Origin of the sequence: Gemmatimonas sp., assembly GCF_046594945.1 — a bacterium.
Taxonomy (GTDB): domain Bacteria; phylum Gemmatimonadota; class Gemmatimonadetes; order Gemmatimonadales; family Gemmatimonadaceae; genus Gemmatimonas.
Map to the genome: position 1 here is coordinate 1 of NZ_JBKJRB010000124.1, position 19,966 is coordinate 19,966.

At 66.0% G+C, this 19,966-nt stretch carries 17 protein-coding genes; 6 read left to right on the forward strand and 11 right to left on the reverse strand.

Translation table 11 applies throughout. The features are described 5' to 3' along the window. Both ACLL97_RS14905 and ACLL97_RS14910 read left to right on the forward strand, forming a co-directional pair. On the forward strand, positions 1-540 hold a 540-nt coding region (locus ACLL97_RS14905), incomplete at its 5' end, for an AMP-binding enzyme (protein ID WP_411281266.1). 471 nt (positions 541-1,011) lie between these two features. Then, entirely contained in the window at positions 1,012-1,386 is a 375-nt protein-coding gene (locus tag ACLL97_RS14910; protein ID WP_411281267.1) for a hypothetical protein, read from the forward strand. A gap of 30 nt (positions 1,387-1,416) precedes the next feature. Here ACLL97_RS14910 and ACLL97_RS14915 read toward each other — a convergent pair whose 3' ends face one another. Further along, positions 1,417-2,124, reverse strand: coding sequence for a DsbA family protein (locus tag ACLL97_RS14915; RefSeq protein ID WP_411281268.1), 708 nt, complete (start codon positions 2,122-2,124; stop codon positions 1,417-1,419). A gap of 241 nt (positions 2,125-2,365) precedes the next feature. On the opposite strand from ACLL97_RS14915, the gene ACLL97_RS14920 reads away from it, so the two are divergent. Together ACLL97_RS14920 and ACLL97_RS14925 are read left to right on the forward strand one after the other, a co-directional pair. Beyond that, the gene (locus ACLL97_RS14920; RefSeq protein WP_411281269.1) at positions 2,366-3,199 is read left to right on the forward strand and encodes an alpha/beta fold hydrolase; all 834 of its coding nucleotides are present in this window, start codon (positions 2,366-2,368) and stop codon (positions 3,197-3,199) included. A gap of 102 nt (positions 3,200-3,301) precedes the next feature. Further along, a complete protein-coding gene (locus ACLL97_RS14925) occupies positions 3,302-3,571 on the forward strand; it encodes a hypothetical protein (RefSeq protein WP_373064440.1) in 270 nt (89 codons plus the stop codon). Between the two features lie 353 nt (positions 3,572-3,924). Here ACLL97_RS14925 and ACLL97_RS14930 read toward each other — a convergent pair whose 3' ends face one another. Beyond that, positions 3,925-4,458 carry a CDP-alcohol phosphatidyltransferase family protein gene (locus ACLL97_RS14930; RefSeq protein WP_411281270.1) on the reverse strand — a complete coding sequence of 178 codons (534 nt, stop codon included), beginning with the start codon at positions 4,456-4,458 and terminating at the stop codon, positions 3,925-3,927. A 65-nt stretch (positions 4,459-4,523) separates the two neighbouring features. On the opposite strand from ACLL97_RS14930, the gene ACLL97_RS14935 reads away from it, so the two are divergent. Continuing rightward, a complete protein-coding gene (locus ACLL97_RS14935; RefSeq protein ID WP_411281271.1) occupies positions 4,524-6,047 on the forward strand; it encodes a hypothetical protein in 1,524 nt (507 codons plus the stop codon). 2 nt (positions 6,048-6,049) lie between these two features. On the opposite strand, the gene ACLL97_RS14940 is transcribed toward ACLL97_RS14935, so the two are convergent. The 6 genes from ACLL97_RS14940 to ACLL97_RS14965 all read right to left on the reverse strand — a co-directional run bounded on the left by ACLL97_RS14940 (position 6,050) and on the right by ACLL97_RS14965 (position 13,673). Continuing rightward, a complete protein-coding gene (locus ACLL97_RS14940) occupies positions 6,050-8,716 on the reverse strand; it encodes a M16 family metallopeptidase (protein WP_411281272.1) in 2,667 nt (888 codons plus the stop codon). Beyond that, complete coding sequence (locus ACLL97_RS14945; protein ID WP_411281273.1) at positions 8,713-9,765, reverse strand: tetratricopeptide repeat protein; 1,053 nt, start codon at positions 9,763-9,765, stop codon at positions 8,713-8,715. The genes ACLL97_RS14940 and ACLL97_RS14945 overlap by 4 nt, the downstream gene beginning before the upstream one ends. Before the next feature lie 72 nt (positions 9,766-9,837). Further along, a complete protein-coding gene (locus ACLL97_RS14950; protein ID WP_411281274.1) occupies positions 9,838-10,992 on the reverse strand; it encodes a tetratricopeptide repeat protein in 1,155 nt (384 codons plus the stop codon). 176 nt (positions 10,993-11,168) lie between these two features. Beyond that, entirely contained in the window at positions 11,169-12,104 is a 936-nt protein-coding gene (locus tag ACLL97_RS14955; protein ID WP_411281275.1) for a pseudouridine-5'-phosphate glycosidase, read from the reverse strand. A gap of 57 nt (positions 12,105-12,161) precedes the next feature. Beyond that, positions 12,162-12,410: a hypothetical protein gene (locus tag ACLL97_RS14960; RefSeq protein WP_411281276.1), complete on the reverse strand. Its 249-nt coding sequence runs from the start codon at positions 12,408-12,410 to the stop codon at positions 12,162-12,164. A 63-nt stretch (positions 12,411-12,473) separates the two neighbouring features. After that, on the reverse strand, positions 12,474-13,673 hold the full coding sequence (locus ACLL97_RS14965; RefSeq protein WP_411281277.1) for an aminotransferase class V-fold PLP-dependent enzyme: 1,200 nt from the start codon (positions 13,671-13,673) through the stop codon (positions 12,474-12,476). Between the two features lie 147 nt (positions 13,674-13,820). On the opposite strand from ACLL97_RS14965, the gene ACLL97_RS14970 reads away from it, so the two are divergent. Continuing rightward, positions 13,821-14,237 (forward strand): hypothetical protein, encoded by a 417-nt coding sequence (locus ACLL97_RS14970; RefSeq protein ID WP_411281278.1) that lies wholly within the window; start codon positions 13,821-13,823, stop codon positions 14,235-14,237. Here ACLL97_RS14970 and ACLL97_RS14975 read toward each other — a convergent pair. The 3 genes from ACLL97_RS14975 to ACLL97_RS14985 are packed head-to-tail and all read right to left on the reverse strand — an operon-like array spanning position 14,227 to position 19,923. Then, positions 14,227-17,352 carry an efflux RND transporter permease subunit gene (locus tag ACLL97_RS14975; protein WP_411281279.1) on the reverse strand — a complete coding sequence of 1,042 codons (3,126 nt, stop codon included), beginning with the start codon at positions 17,350-17,352 and terminating at the stop codon, positions 14,227-14,229. The genes ACLL97_RS14970 and ACLL97_RS14975 overlap by 11 nt on opposite strands. 4 nt (positions 17,353-17,356) lie before the next feature. Further along, positions 17,357-18,604, reverse strand: coding sequence for an efflux RND transporter periplasmic adaptor subunit (locus tag ACLL97_RS14980; protein WP_411281280.1), 1,248 nt, complete (start codon positions 18,602-18,604; stop codon positions 17,357-17,359). Further along, positions 18,601-19,923: a TolC family protein gene (locus tag ACLL97_RS14985; protein WP_411281281.1), complete on the reverse strand. Its 1,323-nt coding sequence runs from the start codon at positions 19,921-19,923 to the stop codon at positions 18,601-18,603. Before ACLL97_RS14985 ends, ACLL97_RS14980 begins: the two co-directional genes overlap by 4 nt. Positions 19,924-19,966: the final 43 nt, after the last annotated feature.

The following is a 19,966-nucleotide window of genomic DNA, read 5'->3' on the forward strand; positions in this document are numbered from 1 at the left end:
ATGCTGCGCACGATCTGGGGCGACGACGCGCGCTACGTGGAGACGTATTTCACGAAGTGGCCGGGTCGTCCCGACCTCTACTTCCCGGGTGACGGCGCGAAGCGTGACGAGGACGGGTATCTCTGGATTCTGGGTCGCGTCGACGACGTACTGAACGTGGCGGGTCACCGCATCGGTACGATGGAAGTGGAGAGCGCGCTGGTCGATCACCCGGCGGTTGCGGAAGCGGCGGTGGTGGGCAAGACGCACGAGATCAAGGGTCAGGCGATCGCGGCGTTCGTGACGTTGCGCGCTGGATTCACGCCAAGCAGCAGCTTGCGCGACGAGTTGCGCGAGCACGTGGCGATGAAGATCGGCGCCCTGGCCCGGCCCGACGACATTCTGTTCAGCGCGGATCTGCCGAAAACGCGCTCGGGCAAGATCATGCGTCGCCTGCTGCGGGATATTGCTGAGGGTCGCGCACTCGGTGACACCACCACGCTGGCCGATCCGTCTGTGGTGGCGAGCTTGAAAGATCAGTATGAGGCGCAGGAGAGCTGACGGCACGGCTCACAGCGCTGGTGTGCGGCGAGCGCCCGGGCCGCTCCGGGTCGATCCCGCGCGCCGCTTGCTGCGGAGGGACGAGCTTGGGATCGCCGAGCGAGTGTGGAGCGGCCCCCCGCAGAGATCGGCTCACTGGACGCCCGTCGCGCCCGTGCTTGCGTCGGGGAGAGCCGCAGGTTGGCGCGGAGGGACACGCTCTCCTGCGTGCGGGAGGGCATCGCTTAGTGGCGCGACGGGGGGGGTGTCACGCGTGAGGCCATTCGTTCCGCGCGGGTCTTGGCGGCAACACCACCTCCGGGTCACGCGTGCGCCGCTCGCCGTTCACGCCCCTTCGCGCGATTTACCTGCGCGCGGCGCGCCGCCCGTACCACGATGCCAGTTCGACGGCATCGGCACGAGATTCGCAAGGGGAGTGATTGTGGTCACAGCCGCGGTAACCCTCATGCGTTCACATTCGTCAGTACCCATATGTCCATTCTGAACAAACTGTTTCCCGAGACGCTGTTCCCGCGCAAGCTGTCGGCCGACGCCGAACAGCGGCTGCGTCTCGTGCAGGCGCGCGCTGAAGAAGCGCTGATCCGCACCCACGTGGAGAACGCCCTGCTGTTCGTGGACACGCTGTCCACCGATGTGGGCTACGAGCGCGCGCTCGACATCTACGTGCGTGAACTGGGCGTATCCGACCCGCTGGCGGCCGTCGTGGCCACGCGTGCATTGGTAGCGCTGGGCGAAGCGCTGGTGCCGTTTGCGACGATGAACGCCGCCAACGACGAAGGCACCGCCGAAGCGGTGCCGATGCCACGACTGCGTCTTGATGAAGCGGCGGCGAGACGGCGGGCGTAACCCGCTCGCCACGCCGTTCCGCTCTGATTGCTACTTCTTCGCGGTGTCTGACGCGACCGGAGCAACCGTTCGCAAACTGTCCACCAGCTTCTTCAGCTGGTCATACGTCAGACCGCCCGCGTACACCTTGTTGCCCACGACCAGCGTTGGCGTGCTGCTCACCCCACGCTCCGTACCCGCCGCCGCGTTTGCCTGAATTTTCGGCAGATTCTTCTGCGTGTCGAAGCAGCTGTTGTACGTCGTCATGTCGAGACCGAGCTCGCCGGCATACGTATCGAACACCTTGCGTGGGCTCGTGGTCGCCTGGGTGTTCCAGTCCATCTGACCGTTGAAGATCTTGTCGTGCATTTCCCAAAACTTGCCTTGATCGGCCGCGCACGACGCCGCAAGATGAGCCGCTAGGGTGTTCTGGTGAATCGACGTGAGTGGAAAATCGTAGAACCGGAAGTTCGCCAGCCCCGCGTCGATGATGCGCGTCTTGATGTCGGGCCCCTGCAGGGCGGCGAACTGGCCACAGCCCGGGCACTCGAAGTCCGCGAACTCGATGATCGTTACCGGTGCGTTCGGATCGCCACGCAGATAGCCTTCCGCCGTGGGCAGCGCGGTGCCGGGCGCGAGCTCGATCGGCTTCGGCTTGTCCTGCACTTTGTAGTAGATGGCGGCGCCGCCGACGGCGAGCACGACCAGCACGATCGGTAAAAACGCGCTGTTCGACTTCTTTTTCGTTGCCTTGACCACTCGATCTCCTCGTCGTCTTCCGGCGTCCCGCCGGTCGGTTCCCATACGCTCTCGTCGGAACGACGGCCTTCGTCGACCAGACGGCGATGTTCAGCCACTTCAGGTGTGTCGTGAGTGCAGCGCATTGGGTAGCGTACGAGCTCGCGGCGCACACTTATAGTTGCTGCGGCGGTAAGCTATCTGTCGGACCGGCGTCGGCGCTATCCTGCAGCGTCGGTTCGATCCCCGCTGCCTTGAGGCCATGTACACGGAACATCTTCGAATTCCCGTTGGCGCGGGCTCTCTCCACGTGGAACGCGTGGGGCGGGCGGGACCAGCCGTCGTGCTCCTGCACGGCTTCGGTAGCTGCAGCTTTTTGTGGCGGGCGATCGCGCCGCGCTTGGCCGAGGCGGGGTTGACGGTGCTCGCCATCGACCTCATGGGTCACGGGGAGTCAGATCGGCCGATCGACGTGTCGTACGGCCTGGGGGCGCAGGCCGAGTACGTGGAACGGGCCCTCACCGCCCTGCGGCTGGGTCCGGTGACCGTGGTGGGACAAGACATGGGCGCGTTGGTGGGGCTTCTGCTGGCGGCCCAGCGACCGGAGCGGATTGCGAAGTTGGCGCTGCTGGAACCGCTCGATCCCGACGACCTGCCCGGACCAGCCATCCGCTCGCTGCAGCGCACGTCCGCCCTGTCGGCGCTCACCGCCAACACGCTATTCGGTGCCCGTCCGCTGCTGGAACCGCTGCTGCGCGACGCCGTGGCCGACCCATCCCACATGCCCGACCTGCTGGTGGCACGCTATCTGGCCCCCTTCGTGGGACGCGGCGGCGCGGCGGCGCTGCTGCAGCGCGCAAGTGCCGTCACCCTAACCGACGAAGAGCGCCAACGTCTCGGCGGCGCACGCGGTGATACCCTGCTCTGGACCGGCGCACGGGCGGCGGATGACGACCTCGCGGCGCGCATTGCACAGTGGCGCCGCGTACTCCCCTTGGCATCGGTGCGTCCAATCACCGTACGCCCCTGTGGCGGGCTCGTAGCGGAGGATGCGCCCGCAGCATTGGTCGCAGCGCTACTGGCGTGGATTGCGTAAAACCGAAGGGACGCCACTAGGAAGCCGGTGTCTCATTGGTTAAGTTTTGCAGGCTAGCCCGGAGTTACCCGGCAGCGATGTTCGACGTACTACCCAGAGGAAATGGCCAAGCCCAAGCTTCGTCCGCGTCGTGACGCCATGGTGCCCTCTCCGTATCAGGAGGCCCGTGACGAGCTCTTCCAGCAGATCATGCAGTGTGGTGTGATCGGGTGTCACCCCGACGACCAGAAGGAGTGGTTCGACGGTACCATGGAGTATCTCACGGGTCGTTACCCGGAGATCAAAGCTCCTGAAATTGCCGAACTGCGCACGTTGGGCGAACGATTTGCCCAGCCGACCAGAAAGCAGGCGCAGGAAGCGGCTGCAGTCTGATTGCTTCATTCGGCGCCGGACCCAACGGGTCCCTGGCGTCTAGCTCACACTGACGTATCTGCCTCAGCTACTGCTGACGCGAAATACGAGATCAATCGACCGCCTCCTCAGGGAGGCGTTCGTCGTTTGTATCGTGTCGCGAGCACTGGCTCAGCAGAACTGGATCGTTGCAACTGCATCACCAGAACAGATCACGCGAGACAACGAGAAGAAAAGGGAAACAGAACCACCGCGCGTATGAGGCGCGGTCCTCCTTTCTTCCTCGTCTCTTTTCCGCTGTGTGATCAGTGCTGCCGTGCGAGCAGTGCTGCTGGGCGAGCAGTGCTCACCGTGTGATCCGTTAACGGCTCAGCTCACCGTACCCGCTCGCGCCAGAGCATCAACGTGTAGTCCACCGTCGCGATCAGGCCCAACACGCCGACAAGGATGACGAGCGGGTCGACGGTGGAGGGGGCCAGCAGCACGGCAATAAACGTGAGCAGTTGCAACCCCGTCACCACTTTGCCGAGCGGACGTGCGCGGAAGCGGATGGGGCGCAGCCAGCTCACGTTGCGCGCGGTGAACCACCCAATCAGCGACATGATGTCGCGGAAGAAAATCGCGACCGCCTGCCACACCGTGAGCTGTTCGCCCATCACGTAGGCGATTACCACGCACAGCACGAAGAAGCGGTCGGCCACGGGATCAATCAACGCGCCGAAACGTGACACGACTTTGGTACGACGAGCGATCCACCCGTCGAGAAAGTCAGTGAGCGAGGCCACGCCGATCAGGGCCAGCCGCACCGGGACGGCGTCCATCGCCAGAAAACCCACCGCCAATACCACGCGCGACGTGGACACCAGGTTGGGCACCGTGAGAACGGTCGGAGTTTCCGTGTGGGCCATGTCGGAAACTACCGACGACGAGGGTCGGGGTGCCAGCGACGCCGCGCGCCGTTTATCGTGCCCGCATGACAGATCCGCTTGCACTGTTCGTGCTGGGCGTGGCGTTGGCCGTCTTGGCGTGGGATATCGCGCTCGCCGGCTGGATCGCCGCCCGCCGTGAAGCACCGCGGGTCTTCACCAATCTCACCGCGTTTTGCGGACTGCTGGTGGCGCCCGCCCTCCTCGTGGCCGTCGCCACCGGCACCGAAACCGGCGCGCGAACGATCTCAGGCATAACGTGGCTCATGCCGATGATTGCCTGCGCCTTCGTGCTGCAGGTGCTCTACTCCCTTCTCTCGCGTTTAGTCTCGGTGGTCGTCGCGTTGCCGATCCTGTTGTACGATGTCGTGATCGCCGTGATTGCCATCGGTGACTATCTCGCGTCGCAGCACGGCGTGGCGCCGCTCCCGTTACAGGCGGCGGTGTCGGCTCGCGATGTCATCCTCGGCATGACCGCCGGACGCGCCGCGCTCGTGTCACCACTCGCGATGCTGGTACCCATGATTGCGCCGGCCTACCCGGCCCGTTGGAGGCTCTCTGGTGCCGCGCGCGCGATGCTCGTACTCGTGGCCACCGCACTGGCCACGCTACTCACGATAGAGTGGCCACGCGGCATTGCCGCAGTGCGCAGTTACGAGCGCGCGTACACCGAACCGATGCAGGCGCGGCCCACGGGCGACTTCGTGATCGGGCTGCGGATCTTTCCCGTGCTCGACGGTGCGCCGCCGGCGCGTGCCGTGCAGGCCGATCGCCGTCTCATCGAGCAACTCGCGCCGGAAGTCGTGCTGGTCGTGATCGATGAAGACGGCTGGCGCGGTGGCGCGCTCGACTCGTTGTCGCGTGTGCTGCAACCGCTGCGCGACGACAGCGTACGGATCGCCGTGGCCCTGCGCATCCCACGCGGCGTAATCGCACCTGACGACGCCGAGCGACAAGCGGCGGTGGAGCGCGTGCTGCTTCGCATCCGACCTGATGTGATCTTCCCCGGACTTATCGACCCACTGCCGTCCATCCTCGGCACGACTCCGCGTTCGTCCGATTGGTGGCGTGCGCTGCTGCTGCGGAGCGCCGCCACGGTGAAGCGGGTGCGTCCACGGACGCTCATGGGCTGGAGCGCATCGCGTCTCGATGCCACCGACAGCGCGGTGTACGCCTGGGCGTCGGCGCCGCCGTCGCCGGTGGCACTGCTGGGAGCCGTATCCTTTCCCTCGTTCTCCGGACTGCCAGCGGTCGATGCGCGACTGCGGGCGTTCGATCGATGGCATCAGCGCGCCGTGACCCGGGGCGGCGGCGCGCAACCGCATTGGCTCGTGACCGTGGGTGGGCTACCGCATGCACACGGCGATGCGGCGCAGCTGGCGGCGATTCGGCACGCGCTCGCGTGGGGATCTCGTCGCGCCTGGGTGCGCGCGGCGATCATCGGCGAGCCCGCCGACTACGACGTATGGGTGGGATTGCGCGCCGCGAACGGCCGCATTCGCAGCAGCGTACCGGCGCTGTCGCTTGCCGCACGCCAGATGCGCGACGTGCGACCCGTGTCACCACCCTGAGCTTACCCCGCGAACCCACGCACGACGCCTTCAGCCACGCGCGAAGGATCGAACGACGCACGCGCCATGCGCAGCACGTCGTCTCCCTGAACTGCCGCCAACCGATCGACAACTTCGTGCCGTTCGTGTAATCCTTCACCGAACAGCCACGCGTCGACCAGCTCGCCCAGGACACCGCCACCCGACTGCTGTGCAATGGCGTGCGTGCCGATGAGGTAGCGCCGCGCCCGTTCCATCTCCTCGTCGGTCGGGGCGGCGTCGCACAGCTTGGCAAACTCGCCCAACAAGCCGTTCCGTGCGTCTTCTTCGCGCGCCGGTGACGTCGCGATATACGCCGCGAACGCGCCACCGGCGCGCCGCTCGATGGGGAACGCGCTCACGGTGTACGCCAACGACTGCTTGTCACGCAACTGTTCGAACAACCGCCCACCAAGTCCGCTCGCCACCGCCGACAACACTCGCCCCGCGAAGCGATCATCGTGGTAGCGCGACGGCCCGGGGAACAGCATCGCCAATGCCGTCTGCTTCTTGGCGCGCTCCTCGCGCAGCACGTGCGCTTCAGCCGGCCACGCCACCGGCGCCGGTGCCAGTTCCTCCTGCCAGCGCATCAGCGGAAACGCGCGTCCAATCACGCCGGCGACATCATCGGGGGACACCTCACCCACCACCGCGATCACCGCGGCGCCACGCGCAATGTGATCAACGTGAAACGCACGCACACGTGCGGTGTTGACCTGCGCCAGCGACGTCTCGGTGCCGATCACGGATCGCGCATACGGATGCGTTCCGTAGGCCGCGATCGAAGCCAACCGCATGGGCCAGCGATACATGTCGTCTCGTGCACGCGTCGCTTCTGCCAGCGCGAGCGCGCGTTCGGTGCTCACCCCTTCGTCGGGGAATACGGGATGCTGCAGCACATCGCCCAGGAGCTCCGTGGCGGCCGAGAAATGTCGCACCGGCACCGACATCGTCCAGCCGGCACTCTCGAGTGCGGCGCTCACGCCGATGCTGCTGCCCAATTCCTCTGCCAGTTCGGCGATGCGTGCTCCGCTGCGCTGCTCGGTACCCTTGAGCATCGCTTGCGCGGTGATTCGCGAAAGCCCCTCATGGAACGCCGGCTCCACGCACGAGCCACCACGCTGAAAGACGCCCACGTGCACGAGTGGCGATCCCGGGCGCGGCAGCACAAGCACCGGCACACCCTGCGACGTGCGATACACATGCACGTCGCGCTCCACGCGCTCGGCGCGCATGCTACCGTGCACCGCCGGTGCCCCGATCACTCGACTGGACAACGGCGTGCGCATGTCGGGATCGTCCAGCACACTGCTGCCTTTTCCCTCTTCGGTACGCAGTATCTCGCGCAGCGCCGCCTGATGCTCCGCCAACGGCGCCGTACCATTCGGGCGATACGCGATCACCGCGACCTGGTCGGGATCGAGGTGCTTCTCCAGCGCTTCCTGCACGTCGCGCGGATCGAGTGACAGCAAGGCGTCGTAGTAGCGACTCGCGAGATCGAGCCCGCCCTCGGCTTCCCACGAGGCGAGGTAGGTGGCTTGACCGTCCATGCTCTCAAGCCGTCGCAGCCACCGCGCTTCGATGATGCTCTGGGCGCGGGCCACTTCGCTGCGGCGAAAGCCCTGCGTGCGCGCCGCCTGCAGCTCGCGCCACAGCGCCCGCGTTGCAGTGAGCGCATGCTCGGCAGGCGACTCGGTGTGTGCCACGAACACGCCGATGTTTCCGGCCGTGTAGTCCCATGCCGAGACGGCGGAGGCCAGCTGACGTTCTCGTATGGCGCGATAGAAGCGAGAAGCCCGTCCCGTCCCAAGTGCCAAGCCAGCGATGTCGAGCGCTGGCGTGTCGGGGTGCTCCAGCGGTGGTGTGCGCCAGCCGAAGGCAACATGCTGCTGCGCGATGTCACCGCTCCACTCGCGCAAACGGAATCCAGGCAGCGCCACTTCGATCGGACCGGGCTCGCGCGGCGGCGTCACGTTGTCCAGCTGTCCATGACGCAACGCCACCTCGCGCCGGACTTCGTCGATGTCGACATCGCCGACAATGGAGAGCACGGTGTTGTCTGGCCGATACCAGCGCTGGTAGAACGACAGGAGCTGCTCACGCGTGAGCGCGCGCAACTCCGGTTCATCACCCATGCGCCAGCGCCGGATGCGGTGCCGGTCAAACAGTGTGGCGTACAGCGTTTCGATCGCCATCGCCGACGCCGTGTCGCGCTTGCGCTTGGTCTCCTCGATGATCACTTCGAGTTCGCGCGCCAGCTCGTCGGGGTCGATCACCGATCGCGCGTACGCATCGAACTGAATCTCGAGTCCCTGCACAAACGACGACGATGGCAACACCGTGTAGTACGTGGTGTGATCGTAAATCGTGTGCGCGTTGAGATAGCCGCCGTTGGCCTTCGTTTCGCGGGCGATCTGTCCCACATTGCGCGTCGGCGTGCCCTTGAAGAACATGTGCTCCAACACGTGCGCGATGCCGACGACATCGTCGGTTTCGTCGAAGTAGCCCACCTTCACGTGCGTCACGATGGCCACCACGGGCGCCGACGGATCGCGACGCACGAGCAACGTCAGTCCATTTGGAAGGACTTCGCGAACGGTTTCATGGTGCAGCGCGAGCGCAGCGCTCGGCCGCTGAATACGTGTGGTCATCGCGGGGGCAAAGGCGGATAGCCGGGGATCGGACCGGGCCCCGGGACAAGCAGCGGCATGGGGGTGACACAGCGCGACCAGTCTCCCGGCCCAGCTCGATCGGTCCATCGACGGGACTCGTCGACGCGATTCAGGCGGAACAGAGCGCATCCCAGAAATCCCTGCGCGACGCGATCGGTGGGATCGAGCTGGAGCGCCCGCACGTAAAAGCGCCGCGCAAGTTCGGGCTGACCATCGGCCAGCATCACCGACGCGAGTTCGCGGGCGGCAAGGGCACTGTTGGGGGCGATGCGCACGGCGGTGGTCAGGAAGCGACGCGCCCGTGGCAGATCGCCGTCCTCGCGCGACATGCGCCCGAGGAAGACCAATGGACCGGCGTCGTCGGGATGCTGTTGCGCGGCCTGCGCGAACGCGGTGCGCGCCACCTCTCGGGCCCCGCGACCATACGCCGACACCCCGTCGCGATAGGCGCGATCAGTGCGTTGCGACAGCATCCACCACGCACCGGCCGCGATCACGATGACGGCGAGCAGCACGCCGACCATAAGTCCCGCCGGCACACGCCTCGACGTTCGCGCGTCGGATCCACCGGCACTATACGGTTCCGGTGTCGCGGGCGGATCGAGCCCGATGCGAGGTGTGCCGATCGCGGAGGCGCCGATCGCCGGCATGTCGTTCACCGTGGGGCGGAGTGGGGCGTCTGAGGTGGTCGAGCGATTCATCGGTACGGCGTGATCGAGCGCGCTCCACGCCTCGCGTAACAGGGTGCGCTCCGATTCGCTCTCGGCGGGACGATCGGAGGCGTCGGCCCACGTGACCAGCGCCACCAACGCGTGGGCATCGGTCAGCGTCAGCGCGCCCATGCGTCGCGCCTCACCGATCAACGCCTGTCCGCTGAGTTCAGGGCGCGCCGTGATCGCGCGTAACACCTGCTGAGCGCTCGCCCACACGCCCGGGGCCGGCGTGGTGCTCTCCGGGCTCAAGATGAAACGCGCCGCGTTGAGCGCGGCGCGTGCGTCGGAGTTGGTCGGTTCGAATCCTGTCGTCATGATACTGCGTACCCGTGGTCTGTGACCGTGTTGCGCGGATCGCGCGCCATTCCTCGCCGAGGGTAGCGCACGTTAGCGGTCGATGCGGAGCATACCGGCGTCGGCACCGCCGCGCAGGAAGGCTTCGGGCGCGTCGGACGCAACCTGCTTGCCGGTGGCGCCGTAGAAGCGCCGCGCCTCGGCGGCCATGTATTCGTTGATGGGGCGACCGGCGTCGCGCGCGTCGCGCAGCGCCCGCACGATCTCTTCCCAGGTGCCCTCGAACACGCTGCCATCTCGCATGATCACGCGGTGTGAGGTCTGCGCCGCGAGCACGTCGGTAGAAGCCGGCTCGGCCTGCTCACCCTGGTGTTGGTTCACCAGACCGGTGAGCAGGCTGCCAAGTGCCTCAAGCTGTCCCTGCGCCTCGGGGACTTCCTCGGCGTCCTGTTCCATCATCGACTGCTCGACTTCTTCGAGCAGATCGTCAATATCATCCGACTCGTCGGCCAACTCGGTCAGACGGGCTTCCCACGGCTTCAGTTCGCCGTCGGTGTCGTCGAGTTTATACACCGACTTCTTCAGCTCGACCAGACGCCAGATGCCGAGTTCGTCCCAGTGGTCTTCCGGCTTCGTCTTCTCGAATTCCACGAGCGCCTGATCGAGATCGCCCGCGTCGTACATCAGGTTTGCAAGATAGACTCGCGCCTCCACGAGCTGCGGATCGAGGTCGAGCGCGCGCGTGAGTGACGCGATCGCCTCGGCATCGTGCCCCATGCGGTGCTGCGCGTAGCCGACGCAGGCGACGGCCTCCGCCGAGTCGTCGGCGTGCGCCACCGCGCGATCGAAATACGTCAGTGCGGTATCCACGAATCCTTCGCGGAAGAGCGCGCGCCCGATCTGGAGCATGAGATCGACGTCATCGTCGTATCCCAGTGTGACCGTTTTCTCGAACGCACGAAGTCCCGCGTCAACCTGGCCGAACTTGAGCAGCACCTCGCCGAGACCGGCCAAGGCGTCTTCATGGTCTGGATCGAGCACCAGCGCTTCCTCGAAGCTGCGTCGAGCCCAAGCGTACTCCTCCCGGGCCAATCGCGCGTACCCGAAGCCGACATGGAGCTCGACCGCATTTGGATACAGCGCCACGGCTTCGCGCAACAGGGTGAGCGCCTCATCGTAGTTACCCTCGTTGTAAAGGGTATGAGCGCGCTCGTCGTATTCCTCGGAACTCAGGAACGGGGTGGGCATCGTCTTTCAAACCTCCGGAGCGAGCGGGATACCAGATAGTACCGTGCGCTTCGTGCTTCGTTCACTTGTGGTCCCTCGTCGTGCGCTCGATTCCCATGAGAAGCCCGACGGGGAACCCCACGGGAAAACGCCCTCGTCATGCCCTTCGACTACCCCAGCACCACCACACCGGCGACTCATATCGCAGCCGCTTCGGAACGCGCCGCGACCAGCGCCACGGCGATTTGAGCGGCCAACGTCGCGTTGCTTTCGAGCAATGCCAGATTCGCCACCACCGATCGTCCGTCGGTGCGCCGCTGAATGTCCGCCAGCAGAAACGGCGTAACCGCCGCCCCGCGTACGCCGGCCGCACGTGCGGCAACCAGCGCGGCCTCCGTCGCGTCGTTCACCAAATCGGCCGGGAGCGCGCTGGCGGCCGGCGGCGGCTGGACGACCAACATAGCGCTGCGGCATCCAACCGCGCGATGCGCCAACCATGCGGCGGCAATTTGCGGCGGCGTATCGAGCGACGCCGTGAGCGGGAGGCCGGTGTTCATCGAGAAGAAACCCGGGAGTTCGCGCGTGCGATACCCGACGACCGGCACGCCGAGAGTCTCCAGCCGCTCCAGCGTGGCCGGCAAGTCCAGAATCGACTTGGCACCCGCGCATACCACGATCACGGGGGTGTGTGAGAGGGCGACCAAATCGGCAGACTCGTCGAACGGCGCGTCACGATGGACACCACCGATGCCACCGGTGGCAAAGACTTCGATGCCGGCCAGCGTACACATGGCGAGGGTGCCAGCCACCGTGGTCGCTCCGTCGGCGTGCTCCGCGATCGCGATACCAAGATCGCGCGACGACACCTTTCGCACTCCGTCGCGGGCCAGAAAGCGATCGAGATCGTCGGGCTCGAGCCCGAACGACGGAATGCCCTTCACGATGGACGTGATTGCCGGGGTGGCCCCTGCGGCCTCAACGGCGGCCAGCATTCGCTCTGCCGCGTGGCGATTGTGCGGCGGCAACAGTCCCTGCGCGAGTACCGAGCTCTCGAGGGCGACGACAGCGCTCCCGCGGGCGAAGGCGGCCTCGATGACTACGGTGCTACGCGTGCGCACTCGGGTCTCATGCACACCTCGAGTCTACAGCGGCAACCGCGCGCTCGCAACGTCGCGCGCGCGATGATTTCGTCAAGCGGTCGCGTCGTCGAACGCGTCGCTCTTTTTCGACTCCACCAGTTCCCAATCCTTGGACGTCGGATCGTACACGGCCATCACCTTGATCGTCTCTCCTGACCAGACGTCGAAAACCTTGCCGGTGTTCTGGTAGATCTTGATCTCGTGTCCGTCCTCGAATTTGAGCACCACCATCGGGTACGCGATGTTCGAGTACTGCTTGCGCAGCTTCTTGGGCGGATGACTGCTCGGGGAATTCATCATCTCGGGGTCAGGGAGCCTGAATGATCAGCCAAAACATGGTCAGGTGCCGCGCTCGGCGCCAGTTCACGTGACCGTGCTGTGGACCCCGGAAAAGACCTTCCAAGCCCCGGTCGCGAGAATATCATCCATCGCGGCCACGCACGCCTCCAGCTCGGCATCGGTCGTGTAGAAATGCGGCGCCACACGAATGCCGGCGCCAGGGCGATAGTCGATGACCACATCGCGCGCGAGCAGCGTCTTGGCCACTTCGGCGGCGTGCGGCACGTCGAACGCCACCGTGCCGCCTCGCCGTTCGGCCTCGCGCGGCGCATGCACCCGCCAGCCTCGCTCGTCGGCCATCGTGATCAATCGGCTAGTCTGTCGCGTGCTCTTGGCGCGAATGGCGTCGAGTCCCGCCTCGGCGATAAGGCGAGGCCCTTCGAGACCGGCGAAGAGCGCCGGCACGACTGGCGTGCCACCCAGCCACCGCCAGCCTCCCGACGCGTACTCCATGGTGTCGGCGAACGCGAACGGCGCACGATGCGCCTGCCAGCCGGTGAGTGCAGGGGCCAACCGTTCGCTTGCTGGGGGCGACGCGTACAGAAAACATCCACCAGGGCCGCCACACAGCCATTTCAACACACCACCGCAGAGGAAGTCCGCGCCGAGCGCCTGCACGTTTACCGGGATCACGCCCACGCTGTGATAGGCGTCGAGCGCGATCAGTGCACCCACGGATTTCGCCCTCGCGCAAATCGCGGCGGCGTCCATGATGAAGGCCGAACGAAAAAGCACATGCGAGATCGCCACGAGCCGCGTGCGCTCGGTGATCGCCGCAAGGATCCGATCGAGGTCGATCGCGATGCCGTCGTCGCTGGGCACCACCGTCACCCGCGCGCCAAGACGCGGCGCGAGCGCGTCGTAGGCGTAGCGCACCGACGGAAAATCGAGCGCGGTCATCACCACTTCGTTGCGCTCGGGCGGGAAGTCGATGGCCGAGAGAATGCTGCTCATGGCCTGCGTCACGGTGGGGACCATGACCACCGTTCCGGGTGCCGCGCCGATGAGCGGTGCGATCTCGTTGCCCATTTTCACCGGCAGCTCCCACCAACCTTCCGCCCACGCGCGTACACCGCGCGTTTGCCACTGTCGCACGTAGTCGCCGAGATGATCGGCGACCGCTGAAGGCATGGCCCCGAGCGAATTCGAGACGAGATAGGTGGACGTCCCGAGGATCGGGAAGGCGTCGCGGAAGCGCAGCAGCGTGTCGAGTGAGGTAGTCACCACTCAACGATAACGCGGGAAAGGGGGTGCGGCAGGGCCTCCGAGGGCGCATGCAGCCTCATCGCTGCGCTTCCGCTCGTGGCCGCTCGGCACGATCGTTGCTCCGTACGTCGTCGTTGTCTTCCCACTCAGAACACTGGAGATTCCATGGTCCATCGCGCCCGCACTACCGTTTTGGCGGCCCTCGCGGCAGCCCTGATGCTGCCGTCGTTCGCCGCCGCTCAGGACCTCGCGCCTGTAGCCGCCCCGGCCGCCCCGACGCTTATGATGACGCCGGCCACCGTGAGCGTGCCGGCAGCAGCGCCGTCCACCATGGCGCTCGACCGTGCGGTCGGCCCGTTGACCACCGCACGCGCCGTGGGCTTGCAGCGCTACGTCGTCGATTCGGCAACCGCGCCGATGATGCACATGAAGAAAAGCCGCAACAGCAGCGTAACGCTGATGGTGTTCGGCGTCGCCACTCTGCTGGTCGGCACTGTGGTCGATGGAGATGCCGGCACCGTGATCGTGTTGACTGGCGCCGCCATTGGCCTCGTGGGCTTGTACCGCTATCTCAACCAGTAACGGGTAGTGGAGAGGCATTCGCCTGGCGGGCCGCAGTGCGGCGCGCCAGGCGCGCCTCCCGACGTTCTTCCAGCCAGCCGTACAGCACGGGCAGCACGAACAGGGTGAGTACGGTGCTCGTGATCAGTCCACCGATCACGACGCTGGCCAACGGGCGCTGCACTTCGCTGCCCGGACTCGTACTGAGTGCCATCGGCACGAAGCCGAGGCTCGCCACCAGCGCCGTCATCAGTACTGGGCGCAGCCGATCGGCCGCTCCCAGCAAGATGCGATCGATGATCCGCGTCTGGTGCTGATCGAGCTCGAGGCGCAGCTGATTGAGATGCTCCACCATGACCACGCCGTTCAGCACCGCGATGCCGAACAGTGCAATGAAGCCAATGCTCGCTGAGAGATTGAGATTGAGCCCACGCACCCACAGCGCGGCGATGCCACCGACCAGTGCGAAGGGGACGTTCGCGAGCACGAGCAGTGCCTGCGGAACGGATCGAAACGACAAGTAGAGCAGCCCGAAAATCAACAGCAGCGCGCCCGGCACCACCAACATGAGCCGCGACATGGCACGCTGCTGATTTTCGTACTGCCCACCCCACTCCAGAAACACGCCGGAGGGCAGCGTGACGTCGCGGGCGACGCGCGCACGCACTTCCTCCACGAAGCTGCCCAGGTCGCGTCCACGCACGTTGCTCAGCACCAGCGAACGGCGTTGCGCGTCTTCATGACCGATCATTTCGGGACCCGTGGTCGTCCGCACGTCGGCCACGGCTGAGAGGGGCACCAGCGCACCGCCCGGAGCGCGAATGGTGAGTCGCGACAGTGACGCGGCGTCGGCACGGGACGCTTCGGGTAGACGCACCACGATCCCCACGCGTCGGAAGCCATCGATCAACTCGGCCGCCACCTGTGAACCCATCGCCAGCTCGATCGCGTCGCGCACATCGGCCACCGAGAGGCCGTACTGCGCGAGCGCTTCGCGCTTGACCTCCATGCGCACCTGGCCGCTTCCGTCGGCGATCTCCACGGCCACATCGGCGCTTCCCTGCACCGAGGCCACGACCCGTCGAATGCGCTCGGCGAGCGACTCGTTCTGAGCGAGGTCGGGGCCAACCACTTTGATGCCGAGGTCGGTCTTGATGCCGCTTTCCGCCTCGTCGAGGCGCATGGCGAGCGGTTGGGTAAAGGACACCCACAATCCGGGCACCGCGCGCAACGCCGAATCGAGCGCCGCCACCAGTCCCTCCTGATCCTTCGCCGTGGTCCACTCGTTACGCGACTTGAGGATCACGTACATGTCACCTTCGAACAGACCCATCGCCTCGGTGGCGAGGTCGGGGCGACCTTCCTTCGTCACGACCGTCACGACTTCCGGAAACCGCTTCACGATGCGCTCGGCCGCCATCGACAATTTGGTGGCATCCTGCAGCCCGACGCTGGGCAGTCGGCGAGTGGTGATCAGTATCGAGCCCTCGTCGAGCTTGGGCATGAACTCGGTGCCGATTTTCGACAGCGAGCCGACGGCGATCACGACCAGGACGACGGCTGCGATGAGTAGTGGCTGCGGGCGCGCCATCACCGTCGTGAGCAGTCGACGATATCGCTCGGTGAGTTTCGTCAGCCACGGCGCTTGAGTGGCCTCGCCATCACGGAGCGCCCACGATGCCACCGCGGGTACGTACGTGAGTGCGAGGAACAGCGAACCGAGTACCGCGCACACCACGGTGAACGCCATCGGCTTGAACATGCGGCCCTCCATCCCGTCGAGCGTGAAGATCGGGATGTAGACGGCCACGATGATGGCGATGCCGAACAGAATGGGACGGCCCACTTCGACCGCCGCGCGCTCGAACAATCCCAGCCGGTGCGTATCGCGATGCGATTCAATGCGCCGGATGAAACTCTCGATCATCACGATCGAGGCATCGACGATCAGCCCGAAGTCGAGTGCGCCGAGGCTCATGAGGTTCGCCGAGTACCCGAAGATCCCCATACCGATGAAGGCGATCAACATCGAGATCGGAATCACCGACGCCACGATCAGGGCCGCTCGCACGTTTCGCAGAAACAGGAAGAGCACCGCGATCACGAGCAAGCCACCTTCTACCAGATTCTTGACGATGGTACTCGTGGTGCGCGCAACCAGATCGGTTTGATCATAGAACGGGGTGACTTTCACACTCGGAGGCAACGCGCGCTGTATCTCGGCCATCCGCTCGCGCACCCGCTTGATCACTTCGCGCGAATCCGCACCCTTGAGCTTCAGCACCATACCACTCACGACTTCCTCTTTGCCGTCGTGCGTCACGGCACCATTGCGCGGAAGTGCCCCCAGGACCACGGCGCCAATGTCGCTCACGCGGACAGGCGCACCGAGATACGCACCGACCTGCACGCGCAGTACGTCGTCCGGGCTCTCCACACGACCGAGGCCTCGCAACGTGTAGCGTTCGCCACCTTGCTCGAGGTAACTGCCGCCGAAGGCCAACGTGTTCCGGGCGAGCGCCGTGTGCACGTCGGCAATCGTGAGCCGACGCGCCGATAGCTTCACGGGATCGACAATGACTTCCACGCGCTCGGTAAGACCGCCCCACGAGTTGACCTCCGACACGCCCGGCACCGTGCGCAAGCGCGGACGCACGGTGTAATCATGCAGCGTCTTGAGTTCGGTCAGCGACAACGAGTCGCTGGTGAGTACGTACTGATATAGCTCACCCATGGGCGTCGACACCGGCCCCAATGCGGATTCAACACCGACGGGAAGTGCACCCTTCGCATCGTTCAGCCGTTGCTGCACCAGCTGTCGCGCGAAGTACACATCGACATCGTCGGGGAACGGCACCGTGACCAGCGACAGGCCGAATTTGGATACCGACCGCACGCCTTCGGCATCCGGCACGCCCATCAGCGACGACTCGATCGGATATGTGACCAGCCGCTCCACTTCTTCCGGCGCCATGCCGGGAGCGACGGTGATGACTTCGACCCGCGTGCCGGTGAGGTCGGGAAACGCATCGAACGCGATATGTTGCAGCGCATATAGGCCGGCCACCATCAGTCCCAGCGTAACGCCGATGACGATGCCGCGACGGTGCAGCGCAAAGTGAATCAGGGCTTTCACCGGCTTACGCTCCGTCGGGCGAACGACGTTTGATCAACTCCGCCTTCGCGATCGCGGCACTGCCGGAGATCACGCGGCGTCCCAGGGAGAGTCCAGACAGAATCTCCGTGCGGTCCCCGGCGCGTCGCCCCGTACGAACTCGCACGGCTTCGATGTGCAGCCCTTCACCGCGCTGGTCGGCCACGATAACGACCGTATCGCCCTCCAGCGCCTGCACCGACGACGCCGGCACCACGAGCGCCAGCGCGCCACCACGTCCGGAGATGTCGGCCTGCACGAACGATTCGGCGCGGCCAGGGCGCACACCGCGCGTCGGCACGGCGATCACCTCAATGGTGCGAGTCAGCGTGTCGACGGTCGGCGCCAGGCGAGTCACCGTGGCCGACATCTTCGAGGTCGGCGACTCGGTGAGCGCGAAGCGCACTGTGGCGCCCACCTGCACACCCGCCGCCGCTTCCGCGCTCACGTGCATCTGCAATTGCAGCCGATCGGGATTGCCGACCGACACCAGCGGCGTGCCCGGCAGCACCACCGTGCCTGGCTGCGCCACGCGTGAGGTGACCACACCGCCAATCGGTGTCCGAATGAGCACATCATGCTCATCGGCCAGCGCCGGCACCTTGCCCTTGCCCACGAGATGATCGATCATCGCGACCGCTCGATCACGTTCAGCCAGCGCCTGCGCATAGGTCGCCGCCGCCACACGCCTCACGACGTCGGCGCGCTCCACCTCGGCGCGTGACATGGCCTTGGCCTCGAGCAATCGCGCCGCGCGATCGGCCGCGCTGACGGCCAGATCACGTTCCGCTTCGGCCGCCGACAGCTTGGCGATCGCGCCGGCCAGCGCACCGCGCGCGTCCATGATCTCGTGACTGTGGATGAGGACCAGTACCTGCCCCGCCTGCACGCGGTCCCCCACGCGTACGAGCACGTGCGTGATGCGACCCTCGGTGATCGATCCGATCGTCTCGAGTGCGCTCGGATCGAGCATCAGACGTCCGGGCACGGTCACGGCGGACTGCCACGGGACCATGCGTGCGGTATCGTAGGTAAAACCACCGATCGCGACCGACTGGGCCGACAAGGTGGCGGTATCGACGGTCGGCGGGGCGTCCGCATCCACCGTGGCCGGCGGCGTTCCGGCCGCATCAGACGATCCGCCGCAGTTGGCCAACAGCGCGCTGCTGAGAAGCAGGCCGGCGGCGCCGAGTCGACGGAACAACGGAATGGGTAGCGTCGAGGGCATGATCATGATCCGGTCGTCAACAGGGTGGACAGCAAGGGCAAGTCGAGAGGACTGGAGTCGTCGAGACGCGCGCCGAGGGCGCGTTCGAACTCGAGACGGGCCAGCCAGGCGTCGACGGCCCAGCGGAGGTGGGTGTTCATTGCGTCGGTAGCCGCACGCTCGGCATCGAGCAGTTCGGTGAGCGTGGCGTGCCCTTCGCGATACGCGACCCGCGCAATGCGCGCGATCTCCCGCCCCCGTGCGTCGAAGGTCGAGGCGGACTGCGCGGCCCCGCGCGACGCGACGTAGGCCCGCCACGCGGCACTCACACTTCCCTGGATCTGATTCAGCAGGTCCTCGCGCAGCAGCTGCGCTTCGACGTAGTCGCCACGAGCGCGCTGACGTGCGGCGCTGTTGCGATTGAACAGCGGGAGCGGCATCGCAAGTCCGATCTGGCCCGTCATGACACCGCTGGTCTGCTTGGTTCCACCCTGTAGCTGCATATCACCGATCAATCCGCGACGTTCGGCCGTGTACCGCCGCTGCGCTTCACGGAGCGCCGATTCACGAGCCCGTACTTCCGGACGCGCCCGCAGCGCGATGGCCCGGACGCGGCTGCTGTCCGGTGCGATCGGCATGGCCGGCGCGGCCAAGGTAGCCAGCATTGGAAGCGCGTCTGACGACAGGCCCATCACCCGGGCCAGCTGCGCGCGAGCCCGAGCGACATCACCGGTGGCCGCGACGAGCGAGACGCGGGCGCGGTCGGCCTCGAGCTGGGTACGTAGTCCAACCGATTCCGATACCAGCCCCTCGCGCAACCGCGTGGCATCGACGTGGGCGATCTCGGTGAGCGCCTCCACCTGACGACTTGCTACGGCCAGGGCGCCCTCGGTCGCCGCCGCCTGCAACCAAGCCCGGGCCACTTCAATTTCCGCGTCCCGCCGCTCGGCCACCGCATTGGCCTGCACCCGTTGACGGCCGGCCCCGCTCGCCTGTCGAAGGGCGAGTCGACGGCCGGTGAAGTCGAGCGGGAGATACGCCGTGGCGAAAATATCGGGCTGTAACGAGCTCCCGAGATTCTCTCGACGCCACTCGACGCTCGGGTTGGGCCATTGGCCCGCTTCTCCCACGCGGCCAGTGCCGGACACTTCGCGCGCATCGGCGAGCCGGCGAAGCGGACCGTTCTGGCGCGCCTGCAACAGCGCGCCGGCCAGGTCGAGCGGCGCCGATTGCGCCCAAGCGCTCGAGGAGGGGACGGCGGCCAGCGCGAGGCATGTCGCGAGACATGTCGCGAGGGCCACCAGCGGCGCTATCGGCACAGCCCGGTTTCGTTCGAATACGTTCATACGCCAACGTATCGTGGTTTGATGAACGTTTCGTGAATGGCCC